General features: G+C 73.4%; 16 protein-coding genes and 1 tRNA gene. 9 read left to right on the forward strand and 8 right to left on the reverse strand.

Translation table 11 applies throughout. The features are described 5' to 3' along the window. Positions 1-16 precede the first annotated feature (16 nt). A complete protein-coding gene (gene glgX / locus OG906_RS08970) occupies positions 17-2131 on the forward strand; it encodes a glycogen debranching protein GlgX (protein ID WP_329441573.1) in 2115 nt (704 codons plus the stop codon). Here the strand turns inward: glgX and OG906_RS08975 are convergent. Next, positions 2116-3423 (reverse strand): MFS transporter, encoded by a 1308-nt coding sequence (locus OG906_RS08975; protein WP_329441576.1) that lies wholly within the window; start codon positions 3421-3423, stop codon positions 2116-2118. The two genes, glgX and OG906_RS08975, sit on opposite strands and share 16 nt — an antisense overlap. Before the next feature lie 82 nt (positions 3424-3505). On the opposite strand from OG906_RS08975, the gene treY reads away from it, so the two are divergent. The 3 genes from treY to OG906_RS08990 all read left to right on the forward strand — a co-directional run bounded on the left by treY (position 3506) and on the right by OG906_RS08990 (position 8123). After that, positions 3506-5785 carry a malto-oligosyltrehalose synthase gene (treY, locus tag OG906_RS08980; RefSeq protein ID WP_329441578.1) on the forward strand — a complete coding sequence of 760 codons (2280 nt, stop codon included), beginning with the start codon at positions 3506-3508 and terminating at the stop codon, positions 5783-5785. A gap of 209 nt (positions 5786-5994) precedes the next feature. After that, a complete protein-coding gene (locus tag OG906_RS08985; protein ID WP_329441579.1) occupies positions 5995-6741 on the forward strand; it encodes an LppU/SCO3897 family protein in 747 nt (248 codons plus the stop codon). Between the two features lie 128 nt (positions 6742-6869). Next, positions 6870-8123, forward strand: a complete 1254-nt coding sequence (locus OG906_RS08990) for a M14 family zinc carboxypeptidase (protein ID WP_443067365.1) — start codon at positions 6870-6872, stop codon at positions 8121-8123. Here the strand turns inward: OG906_RS08990 and OG906_RS08995 are convergent. From OG906_RS08995 to OG906_RS09005, 3 genes are read right to left on the reverse strand one after another with little or no spacing between them, the layout of a single operon-like run. Beyond that, on the reverse strand, positions 8113-9123 hold the full coding sequence (locus tag OG906_RS08995) for a GNAT family N-acetyltransferase (protein WP_329441582.1): 1011 nt from the start codon (positions 9121-9123) through the stop codon (positions 8113-8115). The two genes, OG906_RS08990 and OG906_RS08995, sit on opposite strands and share 11 nt — an antisense overlap. Beyond that, positions 9120-9248 (reverse strand): hypothetical protein, encoded by a 129-nt coding sequence (locus tag OG906_RS09000; protein WP_266969345.1) that lies wholly within the window; start codon positions 9246-9248, stop codon positions 9120-9122. Before OG906_RS09000 ends, OG906_RS08995 begins: the two co-directional genes overlap by 4 nt. Continuing rightward, complete coding sequence (locus tag OG906_RS09005; protein WP_329441585.1) at positions 9245-9418, reverse strand: hypothetical protein; 174 nt, start codon at positions 9416-9418, stop codon at positions 9245-9247. Before OG906_RS09005 ends, OG906_RS09000 begins: the two co-directional genes overlap by 4 nt. Before the next feature lie 107 nt (positions 9419-9525). Between OG906_RS09005 and OG906_RS09010 the strand changes: the two genes are divergently transcribed. Then, positions 9526-10365 (forward strand): helix-turn-helix domain-containing protein, encoded by an 840-nt coding sequence (locus OG906_RS09010; protein ID WP_329441587.1) that lies wholly within the window; start codon positions 9526-9528, stop codon positions 10363-10365. Beyond that, positions 10362-10556, forward strand: a complete 195-nt coding sequence (locus OG906_RS09015) for a DUF397 domain-containing protein (protein WP_329441589.1) — start codon at positions 10362-10364, stop codon at positions 10554-10556. The genes OG906_RS09010 and OG906_RS09015 overlap by 4 nt, the downstream gene beginning before the upstream one ends. Positions 10557-10599: 43 nt before the next feature. Here OG906_RS09015 and OG906_RS09020 read toward each other — a convergent pair whose 3' ends face one another. Beyond that, positions 10600-11163 (reverse strand): DUF1707 and FHA domain-containing protein, encoded by a 564-nt coding sequence (locus tag OG906_RS09020; RefSeq protein ID WP_267827760.1) that lies wholly within the window; start codon positions 11161-11163, stop codon positions 10600-10602. Positions 11164-11273: 110 nt separating this feature from the next. On the opposite strand from OG906_RS09020, the gene treZ reads away from it, so the two are divergent. Next, positions 11274-13025, forward strand: coding sequence for a malto-oligosyltrehalose trehalohydrolase (treZ, locus tag OG906_RS09025; protein ID WP_443067366.1), 1752 nt, complete (start codon positions 11274-11276; stop codon positions 13023-13025). 23 nt (positions 13026-13048) lie between these two features. On the opposite strand, the gene OG906_RS09030 is transcribed toward treZ, so the two are convergent. Further along, entirely contained in the window at positions 13049-14185 is a 1137-nt protein-coding gene (locus OG906_RS09030) for an aminopeptidase P family protein (protein ID WP_329441594.1), read from the reverse strand. A 183-nt stretch (positions 14186-14368) separates the two neighbouring features. On the opposite strand from OG906_RS09030, the gene OG906_RS09035 reads away from it, so the two are divergent. Beyond that, positions 14369-14441 (forward strand) — tRNA-His (locus tag OG906_RS09035). Positions 14442-14517: 76 nt separating this feature from the next. Here the strand turns inward: OG906_RS09035 and OG906_RS09040 are convergent. Both OG906_RS09040 and OG906_RS09045 read right to left on the reverse strand, forming a co-directional pair. Further along, positions 14518-15273 (reverse strand): alpha/beta fold hydrolase, encoded by a 756-nt coding sequence (locus OG906_RS09040; RefSeq protein WP_329441596.1) that lies wholly within the window; start codon positions 15271-15273, stop codon positions 14518-14520. Between the two features lie 164 nt (positions 15274-15437). After that, positions 15438-17504: a phosphocholine-specific phospholipase C gene (locus OG906_RS09045; RefSeq protein ID WP_329441598.1), complete on the reverse strand. Its 2067-nt coding sequence runs from the start codon at positions 17502-17504 to the stop codon at positions 15438-15440. 159 nt (positions 17505-17663) lie between these two features. Between OG906_RS09045 and OG906_RS09050 the strand changes: the two genes are divergently transcribed. Beyond that, on the forward strand, positions 17664-19952 hold the full coding sequence (locus OG906_RS09050; RefSeq protein WP_329441600.1) for a hypothetical protein: 2289 nt from the start codon (positions 17664-17666) through the stop codon (positions 19950-19952).

Below are 19952 nucleotides of genomic sequence, written 5' to 3' on the forward strand. Positions count from 1 at the left end.
GGAAGAGTCTTCATCCATGCAGATCTGGCCGGGACAGGCGTATCCGCTGGGTGCCACGTACGACGGCGCCGGCACCAATTTCGCGGTCTACTCCGAGGCCGCCCGACGGATCGAGCTGTGTCTGCTGCACGACGACGGCTCGGAGACCGCCGTCGAACTGCGCGAGACGGACGCCTTCGTCCGCCACGCCTACCTGCCCGGCGTGATGCCGGGCCAGCGCTACGGATTCCGGGTCCACGGCCCGTACGAACCCGAGCACGGCCTGCGCTGCAACGCGGCGAAGCTGCTGCTCGACCCGTACGCGCGGGCCATCAGCGGCAGCGTCGACTGGGGCGAACAGGTGTACGGCTACCACTTCGGTCGGCCGGACTCGCGCAACGACCTGGACTCGGCCCCGCGCACGATGAGTTCGGTCGTGGTGAACCCGTACTTCGACTGGGCCAACGACCGGCCGCCGCGCCACGAGTACCACCACACGGTGCTGTACGAGGCGCACGTCAAGGGTCTGACGATGCGGCACCCGGACCTCCCGGAGGAGCTCCGCGGCACTTACGGCGCCCTCGCGCACCCGGCGGTCATCGGGCACCTGACCAAGCTCGGGGTGACCGCGCTGGAGCTGATGCCGGTGCACCAGTACGTCAACGACCACCGGCTGGTGGACGACGGGCTCAGCAACTACTGGGGCTACAACACCATCGGCTTCTTCGCCCCGCACAACGGCTACGCCTCCGGTGACCGGGGCCAGCAGGTGCTGGAGTTCAAGTCCGCGGTGCGGGCCCTGCACGAGGCCGGGATCGAGGTGATCCTGGACGTGGTCTACAACCACACGGCCGAGGGCAACCACCTGGGGCCGACGCTGTCCTTTCGAGGCCTGGACAACGCCTCGTACTACCGGCTGGCGGAGGACCCGCGGCACTACATGGACACCACCGGCACCGGGAACTCCCTGCTGATGCGGTCCCCCCACGTACTCCAGCTGATCATGGACTCGTTGCGCTACTGGGTGACGGAGATGCACGTCGACGGCTTCCGCTTCGACCTCGCGGCCACCCTCGCCCGGCAGTTCCACGAGGTGGACCGGCTGTCGTCGTTCTTCGACCTGGTCCAGCAGGATCCGGTGGTCAGCCAGGTGAAGCTGATCGCCGAGCCCTGGGACCTGGGCGAGGGCGGCTACCAGGTGGGCAACTTCCCGCCGCTGTGGACGGAGTGGAACGGCAAGTACCGCGACACGGTCCGGGACATGTGGCGCGGGCAGCCACGCACGCTGGCGGAGTTCGCGGGACGGCTGACGGGCTCCTCCGACCTCTACCAGGACGACGGGCGGCGCCCGCTGGCCTCCATCAACTTCACCACGTGCCACGACGGTTTCACCCTGAACGACCTGGTCTCCTACAACGAGAAGCACAACGAGGCGAACCGGGAGGGCAACCGGGACGGGGAGACCCACAACCGGTCCTGGAACTGCGGGGTGGAGGGTCCCACGGAGGACCCGGAGGTGCTGGAACTGCGCGCACGTCAGATGCGCAACTTCACGGCCACGTTGATGCTGTCGCAGGGCGTGCCGATGCTGAGCCACGGTGACGAGTTCGCCCGCACCCAGGGCGGCAACAACAACGCCTACTGCCAGGACAACGCGCTGTCCTGGGTGGACTGGCCGGAGCCGGGCAAACCGGCGCCCGGGCTGTTGGAGTTCACCCGGCAGATGGTGTGGCTGCGCCGGGACCACCCGGTGTTCAGGCGGCGCCGGTTCTTCCACGGCAGGCCGGTGGAGGGCACCCACGACGAGCTCTCGGACATCGCCTGGTTCACCCCGCACGGCGAGGAGATGCGGGCCCGTGACTGGCAGGCGCAGCACGCCCGCGCGCTGACGGTGTTCCTCAACGGCGAGGCGATCTCCGAACCGGGCACCCGGGGCGAGCGGATCACCGACGATTCGTTCCTGCTCATGTTCAACGCGGGTGCGGAGGCGCAGGACTTCACCGTCCCGGCGGGGCACGGCGCCCAGTGGCGCCTGATCGTGGACACGGCCCGGTCGGACGTACTGCCACCCGGCACCGGGCCGCAGTTCGCGGCGGGTGACCGGGTGGCGTTGACGGGTCGGTGCATGGTGGTGCTTCAGCGGCCGGCGTAGGTGGTCCGCCCGGTGGCGGCCGCCGCCTCCTCGCCGGCCGCCCCGGTCCGCGGCGCCGTCGCCTGTGCGGGGATGGCGATCGCCGGGTGCGGGCGGGCGGCGGGCACCCGGGTGGCCAGGGCCAGGACCAGACACAGCGCGGCCGCGGCCACGGCGAGCGCGAAGGGGCCCGCGGGCCCGTACCACTCGGCGAGTTGACCGCTGATCCCCAACGCGAGGGCCTGGCCGGCGACGAGCGAGCTGGCGGCGAAGGCCATCGCCTCGGCGAGCCGGGCGGGCTCCACGTGCCGTTCGGTGAGCGCGAACGCGGTGATCAGGTGCGGGGCGCAGGCGGCGCCGAGCACGGTGACGACCGCGTACAGCGGCAGCAGGCTGTCGGTGAACACCAACGGCACCGAGAAGGCCAGCCCCGCGGCGGTGGCCAGCCTCCAGCGCAGTCGCAGCCCGAAGCGGGCCGGCAGCGCGCCCATGGCCAGGCCCACGACGGCGCTGACCACGCCCATGGAGGCGTAGACGATGCCCGCCTGTCCCGGGACGCCCAGGTTCAGGGTCAGGGCCGCGATGCCGGCCTGGCAGGCGCCGAACACGGCTCCCTGGAGGGCGAGGGAGGCCCGTACGGAGTACACGACGCCCGGCGGCCGGGACCGGCCGCCCGCGGGACGGGCCGGGGCGGGTGAGCCGGCGGTGACGGAGGCCGTCGGGTGGAGGGCGTAGACGCTGCCGAAGACGGCGACGAGGCCGGCGGCGCCGGCGAGGGCCGCGGCCGGGTGCGCGATGAGCGTGGCCGCGCCGACGAGGGCCGGACCGATGACGAACGACACCTCGTCCAGGGTGCCTTCGAGCGAGTGCACGGCGCCCACCACGCTCTCGTCGGCGTCGGCGCGGCGGGCCAGGGCGACGGAACGGCTGCGGGCGAGGGGCCCGATCAGCGGGATGGAGGCGCCGGCGACCACCGCGATCGCGGCGAGCGGGACCGTGTCGAGGTGCGCGAGGGCCCCGGCGACCAGGGCTCCGGTGGCGACCGCGTTGACGGCGACGGCGCCCAGGACGACGGGGCGCTGCCCGCGGCGGTCGGCGAGCCGGCCCAGGACGGGTCCGAGGGCCACCTGTCCGGCGGAGAGGGAGAAACCGACGATCCCGGCGGTGGCGAGGGAGCCGGTGGTCTCCGCGATCAGCAGCACGCTGCCGAACTGGCACATGGCGACGGGAAGTCGGGCAAGGAAGGAGACGAGCGGCAGAAGGGGCCCGGTCAGGGCGATGACTTTGCGATAGGTGTCGACGGTTCCAAACACTTGAGGAACGTTAACCCGGCGCAGTCACCCGGATGCATTGGGTCATGGCACGGAATCCCGCAGGCTGGGTACGTACGTTCTCATGACCCAGGAGTACTTGAGCAGCCAAGCGGAAACCGATGTTCCGACATCCGTCACTCCGGCGTCCACCTACCGTCTCCAGCTGTGTCCCGAGTTCCCGTTCGCGGCGGCCGAGGCGGAGGTCGCGTACCTCGCCTCGCTCGGCGTGTCCCACCTGCACCTGTCGCCGGTGCTGGAGGCCGTGCCCGGCTCCACCCACGGATACGACGTCACCGACCACACCCGGGTGCGGGACGAGCTCGGCGGGGAGCGGGGGCTGCGGGCGCTCGCCGCGACCGCGCGGGAACACGGGCTGGGCGTGGTGCTCGACATCGTGCCGAACCACATGGCGGTGCCGTCGCCGCTGCGGCTGAACCGGCCGCTGTGGGAGGTGCTGAGGGAGGGTCCGGCGTCGCCGTACGCGGCCTGGTTCGACATCGACTGGGAGGCGGGCGACGGGCAGGTGCTGCTGCCGGTGCTCGCCGAACCGCTCGACCCGGCCGAGGTGAAGGTCGTCGGCGGGGTGCTGCGCTGCGGGGAGCACGAGTTCCCGCTGCGGGAGGGAACGGCCGCACTGGAGACGGCGGAACTCCTGGCCGCGCAGTGGTACCGGCCGGCGTGCTGGCGGGAGGCCCGGACCGCCCTGAACTACCGCCGATTCTTCACCATCTCGGATCTCATCGGGGTTCGGGTGGAAGACCCGGAGGTGTTCGCGGCCACCCACGCCAAGGTGCTGGATCTGGTTCGCGACGGGGTGGTGTCGGGGCTGCGGATCGACCACGTGGACGGGCTGGCGGATCCGCGGGAGTACCTGCGGCGGCTGCGCGCGGAGGTGGGCGAGGGCTGCTGGATCGTGGTGGAGAAGATCCTCGCGCCCCGGGAGCGGCTGCCCGCCGACTGGCCGGTCGCCGGGACCACGGGGTACGACGCGCTGCACCGGGTCGACGGGGTGTTCGCGGATCCGGTCGGGGTCGACGCACTGGCGCGCCTGTACCGGGAGTCGACCGGGGCGCCCTCCTGGGAGGAGACCGCGGCGGCGGCGACCCGGGAGGTGCTGACCGGTGACCTGGAGGCCGAACTGGCGACGCTCCAGCGGCGCGCCGGCGCCGATCTGGCGGCGGCGGTACGGGAGTTGCTGATCGCCTACCCGGTGTACCGGCCCTACCCCGGCGAACCGGACATGCCGGCGCGGGCGCTGGAGCAGGCCGCTTCCCGGGCCGGGGCCCACGCGGTGGCCGGCGTGCGGGACCTGGTGGCGCGGGACCCCGCCTTCGCCGCGCGCTTCGCCCAGACCTCGGCCGCCCTGCGCGCGAAGTCGTTGGAGGACCGGGCCTTCTACCGCTGGGCCCCGTTGCTGTCGGCCACGGAGGTCGGCGGGGAGCCCGGCCGGCCGGCGGTGTCCGTGGCCGGGTTCCACGCGTACTGCGCCGACCTGGAACGGGACTGGCCCGCCTCGGGCACGGTGCTGTCCACCCACGACACCAAGCGGAGCGCCGACGTCCGGGCGCGGATCTCGACGCTCTCGCAGGCTCCGGAGCACATGGCCGGACCGGGCGACGGGGGCCCGGACCCCCGGGCCGCGTGGGTGGCGCGGCAGACGGCCCTGGGCCTCGGGGAGGTTCCCGAACGCGGGCCCCGACTGTCGGCGGCCCTGCTGAAGGCGGCCCGCGAGGCCGGGCTGCACACCAGTTGGACGGAACCGGACGAGCGGTACGAGGCGGGGATCACCGAGGCGGCGTCCCGCCCGGGCGCGCTCCCGGCGGACCTCCCGCCGGAACTGCGGGAGGCCGCCCGGGCCAACCTCCTCGGGATGACCCTGCTGCACCTGGCGATGCCCGGGGTCCCGGAGGTGTACCAGGGCGAGGAGAGCGAGTACCGGGCGCTGGTCGACCCCGACAACCGGCGTCCCGCCGTCCACCCGCGCGAGGCCGCGGCCCTGCTGGAGGCGGGCGGGACCCCGCGGGGCGTGGCGCAGGAGAAGCTGGCCCTGACCACCGCGCTGCTGCGACTGCGTCGTTCCCGGCCCGACCTGTTCGCCGGGTACGCGCCGCTGGCCGCGCGGGGCCCGGCCGCGGACCACTGCGTGGCCTTCGCCCGCTCGGCCGGCCTGATCGCGGTGGCCACCCGGCTCTCGCACCGGCTCGCGGGCGCGGGCGGCTGGCGCGACACCCTGCTGCCGTTGCCGGCGGGGCGCTGGACGTCCCTGCCGTACGGGGACGTGCACGAGGGCGAGGTCGCCCTGTCGGTCCTGCTGGCGGACCGTCCGGCGGTGATGCTGATCGGGTCGGAGGCGGCCGGCTAGCACCGGTCTTCCGCTCCCGCCCCTCCCGGGCCCACCGGTCCGAGGGTGGGGCGGGGGCGGTGACGGCGCCGGCCGTCGCCGGTGCGGACCAACGGACGTACGTTCGGGGCGACTTCGGGCGGAATGCCTGCGTCACCGCGCGCGGGGCGGGCAGAATCTCCCGGGTCCGTCAGACAGCGTCCGCACCACCACCACTCTGGGAGCAGCCGGTGTCGCCTCAGGAGATCCCCCTCACGATCACCCCGCAGCAGGCCGCCCACGGCGTGATCCTCACCGTGGCCCTGGCGTCGGGGCCCGCCCGCCTTCGGATCCCCTCCTGCACGGACGGTCAACTCGTCCGGGCCCGGGTCGGCGACACCGACGTCATGCTGCGCATCCGGGTGGGCCCGGTCGCGGGCACGGTCCCGGGGCAGCCCGCGGCTTCGGGCGCGTCCGGCACGTCGGGCACGGCCGGCCCGTCGGGCTCGAAGAAGGGGTGCCTGGTGGCGGTCGGGCTCCTCGCCGCCGTGATCGTCGGCGTGGTCCTGCTGAACAGCGGGGACGACGACAAGGGCGTGGCCTCCCCGACGCCCACCGCCACGCCCACGCTCAGCATCTGGTCCCCCGCGCCGGCCCCGCCCCCCGTGGTCGTCCCGACGCCGACCACGTCGACCGGCGTGTCCGTGCCCGACCCCACGCCGTCGCCGTCCGAGGCCGCCCCGAGCCCGTTCGACCGCGGCACCTGCCTCAACGGGACGCTGCCGGACTCGACGACCGCCCAACGGGTCACCGGGGTGCGGGAGGTCCCCTGCTCGGCGTCCGACGCGCACTACCGGGTGATCGAGAGCATCCCGATGACCTCCGATCTGGACCGCTGCAACGACAACCCGAAGACGGAGTACGCCTTCTCGTACAGCTACACCCGCAACGGGATCCCCCTCAACGAGTACGTCTACTGCCTGGTCGGGATGGACTGACCGCACGGGAACGCCGCGCGAGGCGTTGGCCAGGGGTTTTCCTCGGGTTTCGGGGAAGTACGGGGCGCCCGGAGCAGTAGCGGGCGTGCGCGGCGGGCATGGCATGACATGTGACCCTCCTACGAGACATGTGCTACCCCACTCCGCACGAACTCGCCCTGGCCGCACGCGCCCTGGCGGACGAACACCCCGCTCTGGCGCGGCTGCGTCAAGTCGGCGCCTCGCGGGCCGGCCGGCCGCTGTGGCTGCTCTCCGTCGGCGGGGAGCCCGACGGGGCGGGCACGCCGGGCCGCAACGTCCTCGTCGTCGCCGGGGCGCACGCGAACGAGCCCGTCGGCGGCCCGACGGCCCTCTCCCTGGCCCGGCGCGTCATCCGCGACCACGCCCCCCGGGCCGATTGCGGCTGGCACTTCCTGCTCTGCGCGGACCCCGACGGGGCGGCCCTGCACCGCACTCCCCGCCCGTACTCCCTCCTCGACTACCACCGGAACTTCTTCCGACCCCCCGGGCCCGAACAGCCCGAATGGGCACCGTCCTTACTGCCTCCGGACCGACTGCCGCCCGAGACCCGGGCCCTGACCGCGCTCATCGACGAGCTGCGCCCCGTACTCCAGATCTCCCTGCACGGCACCGACCTGGGCGGCTCCTGGGTCCAGCTCACCCAGGACATACCCGGCCTCTCGGAGCCCTTCGCCAAGTCGGCGGCCGAGCTGCGGATCCCGGTGGAGACGGGTGCCTCCGACGCCACCGGGTGGCCCTCCCCCGGGCCCGGGATCTTCGTGATGCCCGAGCCGGGCACCGAGGCGGCCGGGGCCTTCCACCCGGAGGACACCCGGCTGAGCACCTGGTACCACGCCCACCGGTACGCGGGCACCACCGCGATCGTCGAAGTGCCCATGTGGGCCTCCGACCTGGTGGACGACCCGGCCCCGCACCCGGACCCGCGGCGCGCGCTGCGCATGCTGGCCGGGCGGCTCAGCGGGGACGCCGACCGGGTGGCCGCCGTACGCACGGGGGTGCACGCGGTCGACCCGGACGCCGCGCCCCTGCTGCGGGCGGTGGACTGGACGCTCGCCCTGATCCCCCGGATCACCGTCGAGTGGACGGGCCCCGGGGCTCCCACCGAGGCCACCACGGCGCACATCGGCAGCATCGACGCGTTCGGGCGACGGCTGTCGCTGCGCGCCGCCGCGATGCTGCTGCGCGTGCTGCGGGCACAGGGGCATCCGGCGGCGCCGGGGCTGGACCGCCTGGTGACGGGGTGGTGCGAGGAGTTCGCGGCCCGTTTCCAGGCGCGCTGGATCCCGGTGGCCACGCAGGTGGAGCACCAGGCCCGCACGGTGCTGGCCGCCTACGAACGACTCAGGGCGGTCAACCGGTAGCGGGCTCCCCCGGCAGCGCGACCGGCGGGGTGACCGGCGGGGTGACCGGCGGGGTGACCGGCAGGGCGTACCGGCGCTTGGGCATCCCGGTCGCGCCGAGCCGGTCGTAGAAGCGGATCGCGCCCTCGTTCCAGTCCGGGGTCTGCCACTCGACGTGGTCCAGACCCAACTCCCGGGCGAGGGCGGCCACGGCCTCCATCAGCGCGGCGCCGAGGCCGTGGCCGCGCGCCTCCTCGGCGAGGTAGAGGCAGTCCATGTGGAGGTGGTGCCGGGCGTCCCAGAACGCGTACTCCGTCGAACAGGCGGCGTACCCGGCGACCTCGCCCGCCGGGGTCAGGGCCAACAGCACCCACAGCCGGGAGTCCTCGGCGAACAGGTGCGGGCCGAGGCGGTCGGCCAGACCGGGCGGGCGGGGCTCGGACTTCTCGTAGGCGATGTGCTCGTGGATCAGTTCGACGAGCCGCGGCAGATCCTCGGGGCGCGCGGGGCGCACCACAGACGTGTGTTCCATGCCCTCATCCTCCGCCCCGTTCCCGGCGCCGGCGAAGACCCGCAGGGCGGCCCTCGGCCCGGTGGAGACCGGGTCGAGGGGGTGGCCGAACGTCAGGTCGTGGAGCGCGGGAAGGACGGCCCGCAACCGCTCCAGCTCGGGATCGGTGACTTCCCAGGTGTGGCCGCCCTGGTGACCGAGGAATTGGCAGCACCCGTCGCCGGTGCCGCCGGGGGTGTCATCACTGGCGGGGCAGTCCGGCAGCCACATCAATTCGTCGAGCGGGCCCTGGTCCGTCCAGCGGGCCCAGAGGGCCGATCCCTCTGCGTTCTCGCTCAGCAAGTCGGCATGGGGACCTTCATGCGTCTCCAGTGTGCAGCGCAGCTCGCCGCCGGCCGACGCCACGTCTCGGACGGTGCCCTCGTCGGCGCCGAGCCGGAGCAGGAGCATCAGGGGTGCCGGACCGCGCACCTGGATGCGCGCGTCGCACACGTACCGCCCGGGCGTCACGCGCCCCACCCCCGAGCGACGATGAACGCCACGGCCGCAATCCACGCGACCGCCCCGAGGGTGACGGCGAGCGCGCCCCTCCTGGTCCTCCGCGCGTGGTCCCGGTGTTCGTTGTCGTCGGTCACCGGACGTGCTCCCCCGCGCGCTCCTTCATCGACGCGGTGGCCAGGGCGAGCGCTGCCGGGCAGCGATGCATCAGGGGCAGGTCACCCCAGTCCGGCCGGGCCTCATCGCGTTCGATCGCGGCGGCCAGCTCCGCCAACGCGTCCCGCGGGGACTCTGCACTCTCGGGCACCGTGACTCCTCTCCGTAGCCGTTCCACTACCAAGCGGCTTCAGCGTGACCTAGAGTCGGGGCATCTATCAACTGTCCAGGCCCTGACTGAAAGTTCGCGAGGCACCCGTGAACAGGAACGAGTTGGCTCCCGACGCAAGTCCCCGCGCCGCCTTTGGCGCACGTTTACGCAGCTTGCGCGAGGCACGCGGCTGGACCCTCGATGATCTCAGCGAGAGAATGGAGTATTCGGCCTCGCACATTTCCGGGGTTGAAAATGCCAATCGCGCTCCAACTGTCAAGTTCGCGCAACGTGCTGACCGTGCGCTGGAACTGACGGGTACAGGGGAGACACTGACGAACGACGTGTTCCGGATCAAGAGCGGATCGTTGCTTGAGGGATTCCCCGAGTACGTGCTCTCGGAGGGACGTGCGGCAGAGGTCCGCTACTTCGAGACGGGCATCATTCCGGGCCTGCTTCAGACCGAGGCATACGCGGAAGCCCTGGCACAGAGCGCAGTCAGGCGCGGCACGATCACTCCTGAGCAAGCCCACGAGCGGGTCGCGGTCGTCGCCGAACGTCAGGACGCGCTACGGCGTACGCCGGCGCCGCCACTCGTGATGGCCGTGTTGGATGAAAGCTGTGTCCGTCGACCGATCGGCACGATCGCCGAGTGGGACGCACAGCTTTCACGGCTGATGGAGTTCGCTGAGCAGCCGAACACCGTGTTCCAACTGGCGCCGTTCAGCATGGGGGTACGGCGTGCCTTCAACCTGCCGCTCTACATTCTGACGATGCCCGACCGCTCGATCGTGGCCTATGCCGAGTCCGCCACCCGAGGACACTTGGAACGCGACGGCAAGTTCGTGGCGCCCATACTGAGTACCTACTATCAGTTGCAGGCCCATGCGTTGTCGCAACCAGATTCCGTGACCATGATCAGGCAGATACGAGAGGGCACGTCGTGACCGAGACCCCCCGTTGGTTCACATCCAGCTACAGCGACAACGGCGGCGCTTGCGTGGAAGTCGCCGACGCGCTCGGCAGCACTCTTGGTGCCGTACTGGTTCGCGACAGCAAGAACCCGGGCGGGCCGCACCTGTCCTTGACTCGGGAGGGGTTCGCCGGATTGCTGGCGCTCGCCAGGCGCCGGCGCTGACCCCGCTTGCCCCGACCCCGCCGCTCCGCCCCGTCCGGGCCGCTCAGTCGAGGGAGAGGCGGAAGGTCATCCGGCCGAAGCCGATCTCGTCGCCCTCCCGGACCACGGCCGAGCCCGTCACGCGGCGGCCGTTGACGGTGGTGCCGTTGGCGGAGCCGAGGTCCTTGAGCACCCACAGGCCGTCGCGCAGGCTGAGTTCGGCGTGCGCCCGGGACACGGTCTCGTGGGTGAGCCGCAGACCGTTGCCGGGGTCGCGTCCGATGGCGAGCGGCAGGGCGCTCGGGTGGGGCAGCAGCAGCTTGGGCAGCCGCTCGGCGTGCCAGGCCTTGCGGACGCCGACGCTCACGGCCGACGCCCGGCCCACCCAGCCGAACAGCCGACGGGTCCAGGCGCTTTCGGTGCCCCGCCGGCTCTGGAGGTCGGCGGTGAGCACCGCGAGGTCCTCCGCGCGGCGGGCCACCAGGGCCAGCTCCATGCGCCGCAGGAAGGTGTCATGGGACAGCTTTCCCAGGGCCGCGCCCTCTCTGAGCCGGCCCAGCGCCTGGTCGCGCTCGGCGTCGGAGAGGCGGGGCGCGGGGAGGCCGGGGTACTCGAAACTCGACGTCACAGGGTGATTGTCGGCCCGTCGGGGACGAAGTGTCCAGAACTCCCCCGCCGGGGCCGGGATGATGGGCGCACAACGCAGGCTGGGCACCGCCCGAGACGAGGGGACCGTCCGTGCAGTTCGAGGTGTGGGCACCGCTGACAGGTCGGGTCGCCATGCGACTGAACGACACCGCCTACGAGATGACACCCGACCCGGAACCGGGCCGGGACGGCTGGTGGCTGGTCGACGCGCCGGCCGCCGACGGGGACGAGTACGGGTTCCTGCTGGGTGACGATCCAGTGGTGCGCCCGGACCCGCGCGGGCGCCGGCTGCCCCACGGGCCGGACGGCCACAGCGCGGTCGTCGACGTCGCCGCGTTGCACCCGACGGCGCCGGCGCCCCGCGTCCCGCTCCAGGACGCGGTCCTGTACGAGCTGCACGTCGGGACGTTCACCCCGGAGGGCACCTTCGACGCCGCCGCGGCGCGCCTGCCGTACCTGGCGGGGCTGGGCGTCACGCACGTCGAGCTGATGCCGGTGTGTCCGTTCCCGGGCCGGCACGGCTGGGGGTACGACGGGGTGGCGCCCTGGGCGGTGCACGAACCGTACGGCGGCCCGGCGGGTCTGGCCCGGTTCGTGGACGCGGCGCACACCGCCGGGCTGGGCGTGGTCCTGGACGTGGTCCACAACCACCTGGGGCCCTCCGGGAACCACCTCCCCGTCTTCGGGCCGTACTTCACGGAGACCCACCACACGCCCTGGGGTGCGGCGGTGAACCTGGACGCTCCCGGTTCCGACGAGGTCCGCGCGTACTTCATCGGCAGTGCCCTGGCCTGGCTGCGGGACTACCGGATCGACGGTCTGCGCCTCGACGCCGTGCACGCGCTGGCCGACGGGCGGGCGCTCACCTTCCTGGAGGAGCTGGCTGCGGCCGTGGACGAGCTGGCGGCGGAGACCGCCCGCCCGCTGTTCCTGATCGCCGAGACCGACCAGTGCGACCCGCGCGTCACGAGCACGCGGTCCGTCGGCGGGCTGGGGCTGCACGCCCAGTGGAACGACGACTTCCACCACGCCCTGCACTGCACGCTGACCGGCGAGTCCCAGGGCTACTACGCCGACTTCGCCGAGGCCCCGATCGGCGCCCTCGCCAAGACCCTGACCCGGGCCTTCTTCCACGACGGCACGTGGTCCTCCTTCCGGGGCCGCACCCACGGCAGGCCCGTGGACCGCCGCCGCACGCCGGCGCACCGTTTCCTGGGCTACACCCAGACCCACGACCAGATCGGCAACCGGGCGCTGGGCGACCGGCTGTCGGCCTCCCTGTCCCCGGGCCTGCTGGCGTGCGCCGCGACGGTGGCGCTGACCGGCCCCTTCGTCCCGATGGTGTTCATGGGCGAGGAGTGGGGCGCGGGCACGCCGTGGCAGTACTTCACCGACCATCCCGACCCGGAGCTCGCGGAGGCCGTGCGGACGGGTCGCCGGCGGGAGTTCGCGGCGCACGGCTGGAAGGCGGAGGAGATCCCCGACCCGCAGGACCCGGCGACCCGCGACCGGTCCTGCCTGAACTGGAACGAGCCCGAACAGCCCTCGCACACCCGCCTGTTGGAGTGGTACCGGTCGCTGATCGCACTGCGGCGCACCCATCCGGACCTGCGCGACCCGGACCTCGCTGCGGTGCGGGTCGCGCACGACGAGGAGCGCCGCTGGGTGACGTTCCGGCGCGGCGAGGTCCGGGTGGCGGTGAACTTCTCGCCGGAGCCGGTGACCATCGCCCTGGGCCGCAACGGGGTGCGGGTGCTGGCCGCCTGGGAGCCCGTCGACCACCCGGGCCCCGACGGCCGCATCCACGTGCCGGGCGAGTCGGCGGTGGTGCTGGGCCCGTAGGCCCCGTCTCGAAGTGGCTCGGGCTACTCGACGATCGCCAGCTCGCGCGGGGCGTTGTTGAGGCGGCGCACGCCGTCGTCGGTCACCGTCACGATGTCCTCGATGCGGACGCCGAAGCGGCCGGGCAGATAGACGCCCGGCTCGACGGAGAAGCACATGCCGGGCAGCAGCGGCTGCTCCTCGCCCTCGATCATGTACGGCGGCTCGTGGGTGGTGACGCCGATGCCGTGGCCGGTGCGGTGGATGAAACGGTCCCCGTAGCCGAACTCGGTGATCACCGCGCGGGCCGCCCGGTCCACGTCCTGGCAGGCGATCCCGGGCCGGACGGCCGCCACGCCCGCCTGCTGCGCCTCGCGGACGACGTCGTGGACCCGCCGCTCCTCGGCGGTGGGCTCGCCGACGTGGACGGTGCGGGAGATGTCGGAGCCGTAGCCGTGCAGGAGCCCGCCGAAGTCGAGGACCACCATGTCCCCGTGCCGGATGACGCGGTCGCCGGCCTCGTGGTGGGGGTTGGCGCCGTTCGGGCCGGAGCCGACGACGGTGAAGTCCACCTGCGAGTGACCGTGGACGCGCAGCAGCGCGGCCAGGTCGGCGGCCACGTCGCTCTCCCTTCGGTCGGCGAAGGGGACGTGCAGGATCTGGGCGTACGCGGCGTCGGCCGCGGCCCCGGCGGCCGCCAGCCGGGCCAGTTCCCGCCGGTCCTTCACGGCGCGGAGCATCGGCAGGGCGTCGGTGAGCGGGGCGTACGCGGTCCCGGGCAACTCGCGTTGGAGACCGAGCAGGTGCAGGGCCCAGGTGTTGTCGCTCACACCGAAGCGGCCCGTCGCGTCGAGCAGGGGCGCGGTGGCGTCGTACGGGTTCTTCCCGTCGGCCCAGTCGCGCAGGGTCAGGGCTCCCGCACCGGGGGCCTTCGCGGCGTCGGGGGCCTCCAGGGCGGGCACGACGAGCACCGGTTCCCGGTCGGCGGCGAGCACGAGCAGGGTCAGCCGCTCGGTGTCGACGGGCCGGTACCCGGTGAGGTGGGTGAGGTCGGGCCCGGGGGCGATCAGCAGACCGGCCAGCCCCGCCTCGGCGGCGGCCCGCGCGGCGGCGGCCATCCGGGCGGCGTAGTCGGCGGCGGTGAAGGGCTCGGTGTCGGCGAGGAGCGGGTCGAGGTCCATGGGGGGATCCTGCCGTGCGGCACGCGACGGCGGCAGGGGCCGCGCCGCACGGAAACCGCCGGGGCGGGGCCGGGACGGGTGGGGCGGGGAGGCCGGCGGGCGGGGAAATGGCGTCGCGGGAGCACCCCGCTGATCGGCTATGCTGTGCTTGCACATCGAACGGGTGGTCCGCCGCCCTTCGTGGTGGGTGTAGCTCAGTTGGTAGAGCACCTGGTTGTGGTCCAGGTGGCCGCGGGTTCAAGTCCCGTCACTCACCCTGTGGGATCCCGTGAGGGGTACGAGGTTTCCTCGTACCCCTCACCGGCGTTTCCGGGGGCGGAGACGACCCCTCTCTAGCCGCGCAGGAAGGCCTCGATCGCGGCGGTGAAGGCGACCGGCGTCTCGTGCGGCGGGTAGTGGCCGGCGCCGGGCAGCGGTTGGATCCGACAGTGCGGGTACCAGGTCTGCCAGGTGGCGCGCATCACCTCGACGCTCAGTGCCGGGTCGTACTCCCCGACGAGGACCAGCACCGGCACGGTGTTGCCCTTGACCGCCGCGGACAGGTCGAGGGACTCCCAGCTCGCGAGGTAGGCGGCGAAGGCCTCGGGCAGGGAGACGGCCATCGAGTGGGCGGACATCCGGTCGATCCAGTGGCGGGTAGCGCGGTTGCCGGTCACGAGGTCGAGGATGGCGCGCCGGTTGTCCTCGTCGGCGGCGGCGCCGTGGAAGAGCGCGTGGGTGGCGTCGTCCATCGGGTAGGGGCCGGCCGGGACCGGATTGACGCCGATCAGCTTCTCGATCCGCTCGGGCGCCCGGACCAGCACCTGCTGGGCGGCCTTGCCGCCCATGGAGTGGCCGAGGAGGGAGAAGGTGCCCCAGCCGAGCTGGTCGGCCAGGTCGAGGACGTCGTCGGCGATCTCGGCGAGGTTGTACCGGCCGGCGACGTCCCGGCGATCGCCGTAGCCGCGGTAGTCGAGGAAGGCGTAGCTGAACTCCCCCGGGTCCAAGTGGTCCAGTACCGAACCCCAGTTGGCGGACGTGCCGAACCAGTCGTGCAACACGATCACGCGGACGGGTCCGGTGCCGATCCTGCGGTGGGCGATGGCCATGCGTTCTCCCTCGGTGACGGAACGTGAGGATCTCGACGCCCTACGTTCTGCCCACCGGGCCTACCATCACACCGTGAAGTCGACATCCCGCACGGTGCGCGGCCACCGCCCCCGGGACCTTCCGATCCCGGGGCGGCGACCGCCCCACGCGGCCGGGGACCGCGTCACACGGTCTTGATCGCCGGGTCGGAGACGCCCGGGGCTCCCGTCTCGACGTGGCCCGCGAAGCGGCGCAGGAAGCCGGCGTCGGCGTCGGCGTCCGAGACGACCTTCACGTCGTACCAGCGGCCCGTGGCGCGCAGGTCGACCGAGTGGGTCACCGTCGCACCGGGGTTGACCTTGAAGGTCTGCGGCGCGCCGCCGTAGGTGTTGGTCACGGTGAGGTTGACGGCGGCCGTGCCCGCGTTGGCGAGGGTCAGCGCGAGGTTGCCGGCGGTCGCGTCGTGGCGGGCGGTGACCTCGGGGCCGGCCTTCGCGGCGGGGCCCTTCCAGGTGCGCAGGAAACCGTTCGGACCCCAGACCGTGAGGTTGATCTGGTTCCCGGTGGAGGCGCTGGTGCTCCAGGTGTCCGAGAGGGTCTTGCCCGCCTCGACCGTGTAGGGCCACGGCCCGTCCGTGCGGTTGCCGGAGGTGCTGTGGAAGTGGGCGCCCAGAGTGGGCCCGGAGGCGAAGGTCAGGGTGAACTTGCCCGTCGCGACGGTGGCCTTGCCGTCCACGTACGGCTGGTAGCCCAGCGCGCGCGTCCGCTTGGAGCCCGCCTCCTGCTTCGGCAGGGCGCCGGTGGCAGGCGGCACCGGGTGGTAGGACGGGTGCGCGTTGTGGTCCGGCGGGAGGTAGTCGGCCGTGGGGGGCAGGGCCGCCGGGGAGGCGTCCGCCTTGGTGAAGTCGAAGGCCGAGGTGAGGTCCCCGCAGACGGCGCGGCGCCACGGCGAGATGTTGGGCTCCCGCACCCCGAACCGCTTCTCCATGAAGCGGATCACCGAGGTGTGGTCGAAGGTCTCGGAGCAGACGTAGCCGCCCTTGCTCCACGGGGAGACGACGATCATCGGGACGCGGGGGCCGAGTCCGTAGGGGCCGGCGGCGTAGCCCCCGCCGCCCGCGTACAGGTCCTTCGTGACGTCCGCCGTGGACAGGCCCCAGGCGGCCGAGGTGGGCGGGTACGGGGGCACGACGTGGTCGAAGAAGCCGTCGTTCTCGTCGTAGGTGATGAAGAAGGCCGTCTTCGCCCACACCGCCGGGTTCGCGGTCAGCGCGTCGAGCACCTGCGAGATGTACCAGGCGCCGAAGTTGACCGGCCAGTTCGGGTGCTCGCTGAAGGCCTCGGGCGCGGCGATCCAGGAGACCTGGGGCAGGGTGCCGTTCACCACGTCGGCGCGCAGCCGGTCGAAGTACCCCTCGCCGGCCTTGGCGTCGGTGCCGGTGCGGGCCTTCTCGTAGAGGGCGCTGCCGGGCTGGGCGTTGCGGTAGGAGTTGAAGTACAGCAGCGAGTTGTCGCCGTAGTTGCCGCGGAAGGCGTCGCCGATCCAGCCCCAGTGGCCCGCGGCGTTCAGGCCGTCGCCGACGTCCTGGTAGATCTTCCAGGAGACCCCGGCCGCCTCCAGCCGCTCCGGGTAGGTCTTCCAGCCGTAGCCGGCTTCCTGGTTGCCGAGGACCGGTCCGCCGCCGGTGCCGTCGTTGCCCGTGTGACCGGACCACAGGTAGTAGCGGTTCGGGTCGGTGGCTCCGATGAAGGAGCAGTGGTAGGCGTCGCAGACGGTGAACGCGTCGGCGAGGGCGTAGTGGAACGGGATGTCGTTCCGCGTCATGTACGACATCGTCGTGGCCGTCTTGGCCGGGACCCACTTGTCGTACTTGCCGTTGTTGTACGCCGCGTGGCCGCCGGCCCAGTCGTGGTTGAGGCCCTCGACGAACTGCATGCCCAGGTCGTCCACCTGCGGGTTGAAGGGGAGGATGTCCTTCGTCCCGTTGGACTGGTGGAAGACCGACTTTCCGTTGTCCTGGAGGACGGGGCGCGGGTCGCCGAAGCCCCGAACGCCCTTCATCGAACCGAAGTACTGGTCGAAGGAACGATTCTCCTGCATGAGGACGACGATGTGCTCGATGTCCCGGATCGTTCCGGTGCCGCCCTGCGCCGGGATGGCGGCGGCGCGGGCGATGCTCTCGTTCAGCATCGTGGCGGCGGCCGTACCGCCCGCGATCTGCAGGAACCTGCGACGGTTGAGTTCAGCCATGGGGTGAGGTCCTCTGGGGGTGAGGGGAAGTCGAGGGGCGCCCCAAGGACAGCGGTCCCGGGGTACCGGACGGAGATCCCTGTCTGACCTTGTGCCGTACAGCGGGCGAACGGAAAGCCCTGAGGAAAGCCCTCCCGAAGCAGCCGTACATCTGCTGAAATGACCTCCCACACACTGCACGGGGGGCGCAGACGGATGGCGGGGACGGAGTTCGGGCATGCCCTCGGGCCCTCCCATGCCCTGCTCGGCCTGCCGCTGGCTCCCTTGGTGGCACGGTACGGGGAACTCCTCGCCGTGCAACAGGGCCTGGGCTTACGACACCTCGGCGAGTTGCTGGTACCGCCCGGCGGCCGGTTACGGGTGCTCGACGGGATCTTCACCGTCGAGGGACGCGGACGCCGCCGCCACGTGGACGCCCCCGCGCTGGAGGCGCTGGCGGCTGTACGGGCGGCCGACGCCGAACCCGAGGCCGCCGCACTGCTGCGGCGCCTCGCCCGGATCCAGCGGGCCGATCCCGCCGCCCTGCGCCGGGTCCTGCTGTACCAACTGACCCGGCTGCTGCACGAACACCCGCGGGGCGAACACCCCGACACCGCGTGCGGGCTCGGCATGGACGCCGACGAGGCACCGGCCCTGGTGCGCGCGGCCGCCGCGCGGGCCCGACTGGGCGAGGGCCAACGAGCGGCCGCCGAGGCGCTGGAGGACCACTGGCGGGCGTCACGGACGCGGGCCGCCGCCCGGCTCGCCGCCGCGCTGCCGCCGGCCGGCCCCGACCGCGAACTGGCCGCGCGGATCGACGCGCTGGCCCGCCGGGTCCGGGACACCGACGCCCTCCTCGACTCCGCTCGACGGTACGAGGAGCGGGGCGACCGGGAGGGGGCCGCGACCCGGTACCTGGACGCCGCCCGGCTGGCCGGGGACTGCCCGCGCGCGATCCGCGGCCTGGTGCGCACCCGCCGGTCGGACGGGGCCGGGCCGGCGGGCGACGGTACGGACACCACGCCGGCGCGCGGGGCCCGGCTGGAGGTCGGGCTCGTCGCGGGGCGCGTCGAGCTGCGGCGGTCGCCGGCCGACGCGCCCGCGGCGGGTGACGGCGGCGGACCCGCCGGGGACTGGGGGCGGGTGCTGCGGCTGACGCGCGGCGCGCCGGCGGGGGAACCCCTCACGGAACTGCCCGGGTCGCCGCGCGGCGGCCTGCTGACGGATCCGTCGGCGCCGCTCGGCCGGGAGGTCCGCTACGTGGCGGTGCCGGCGGCGGGGCCGCCCCTGATCTCCCCGGCACTGCTGTACGCGCCCGAGGTCACGGGGCTGCGCTGCGACGACGGGCCGGGCCGGATCGAGGCGTCCTGGTCCGTCCCGGCGGGCGCGGCGGGCGCCCGCGCCGACCTCACCGGGCCCGACGGGAGCACCCGGGAGCTGCGGGACGGCCGCGCCGAGGGGCTGGCCGTCGGCGAGCACCTGGTGCGGGTGCGGGCCCGCTACCGACCGCCGGGGTTGCCCGAGATCCTCTCCCCCGGCGTCGAGACCCGCGTCACCGTGCACCCGTGGCCCGCGCCGGTACGCACCCTGACCGCAGACGCCCGCGCGCCGGGCGGGCTGTCCTTCGCCTGGACGGGGGGCGAGGGAGCCGACGTACGGCTCGTGGAGTGGCCCGGCGACGCCCCCGAGCCGGGGGCGGAACTCGTCGCGGCGGGACTGCCCGCACCGCGCGACGGGAACCGGCCGCCGGGCGGGGCGCCGGTGCGCGTCACGGCCGTCGCCGTGCTCGGGGAACGGGCCCTGGCCGGGCCGAGCGTGCTCATCGAGACGCCCGAACCGGTGGCCGGCCTGGCCGTCCGGCGGACGCCCGGGGGGCGGGCCCGGGTCACCTTCGACTGGCCGGCCGACGCGGGACAGGTGGTGGTCGTCGTCGAACAGGACGGCGGGCGCACGGAGTTCCCCGTGGCGCGCAGCGTGTTCCTGCGCGAGGGCCTGCACGTCCCGGCCGGCCCGGGCGCCCTGCGGATCACCGCGTACAGCGCCCCGCGGCACGCCCGCTCGGTGGTCGCCGCACCGGATCCCGGGGAGCGGATCGAGCTGCCGGCCGACCTGTCGATCGCCTACCGGGTGCGGCCCGGCGGCCGGCGCGGGCTGCGGCGCGGGCCGGCCCGCCTGCTCCTGACCCTGTCGGCCCCGGGCGGGCGGCCGGACGGCACCGAGCTGCCCGACTTCGTGCTGATCGCCCGGGGCGCCGGTGAATGCGACCCGGCCCGGCCGCGCGACCCGTCCGACGGCACGCCCGTGTGCCGGATCGGCGGCGCCGAACTCGCCGCCTCCGGGACGGTGGAGCAGGACATCCACCTCGGCGCGCGGGGCCCCTCGTACGCGTTGCGCGGTTTTCTCCTGGGCGGCGGCGCCGCCACCGTCCGGCTCGAAGAGCCTCCCCTCACCTCCCTGGTGGTCCGCTGA

Origin of the sequence: Streptomyces sp. NBC_01426, assembly GCF_036231985.1 — a bacterium.
Lineage (GTDB): Bacteria > Actinomycetota > Actinomycetes > Streptomycetales > Streptomycetaceae > Streptomyces.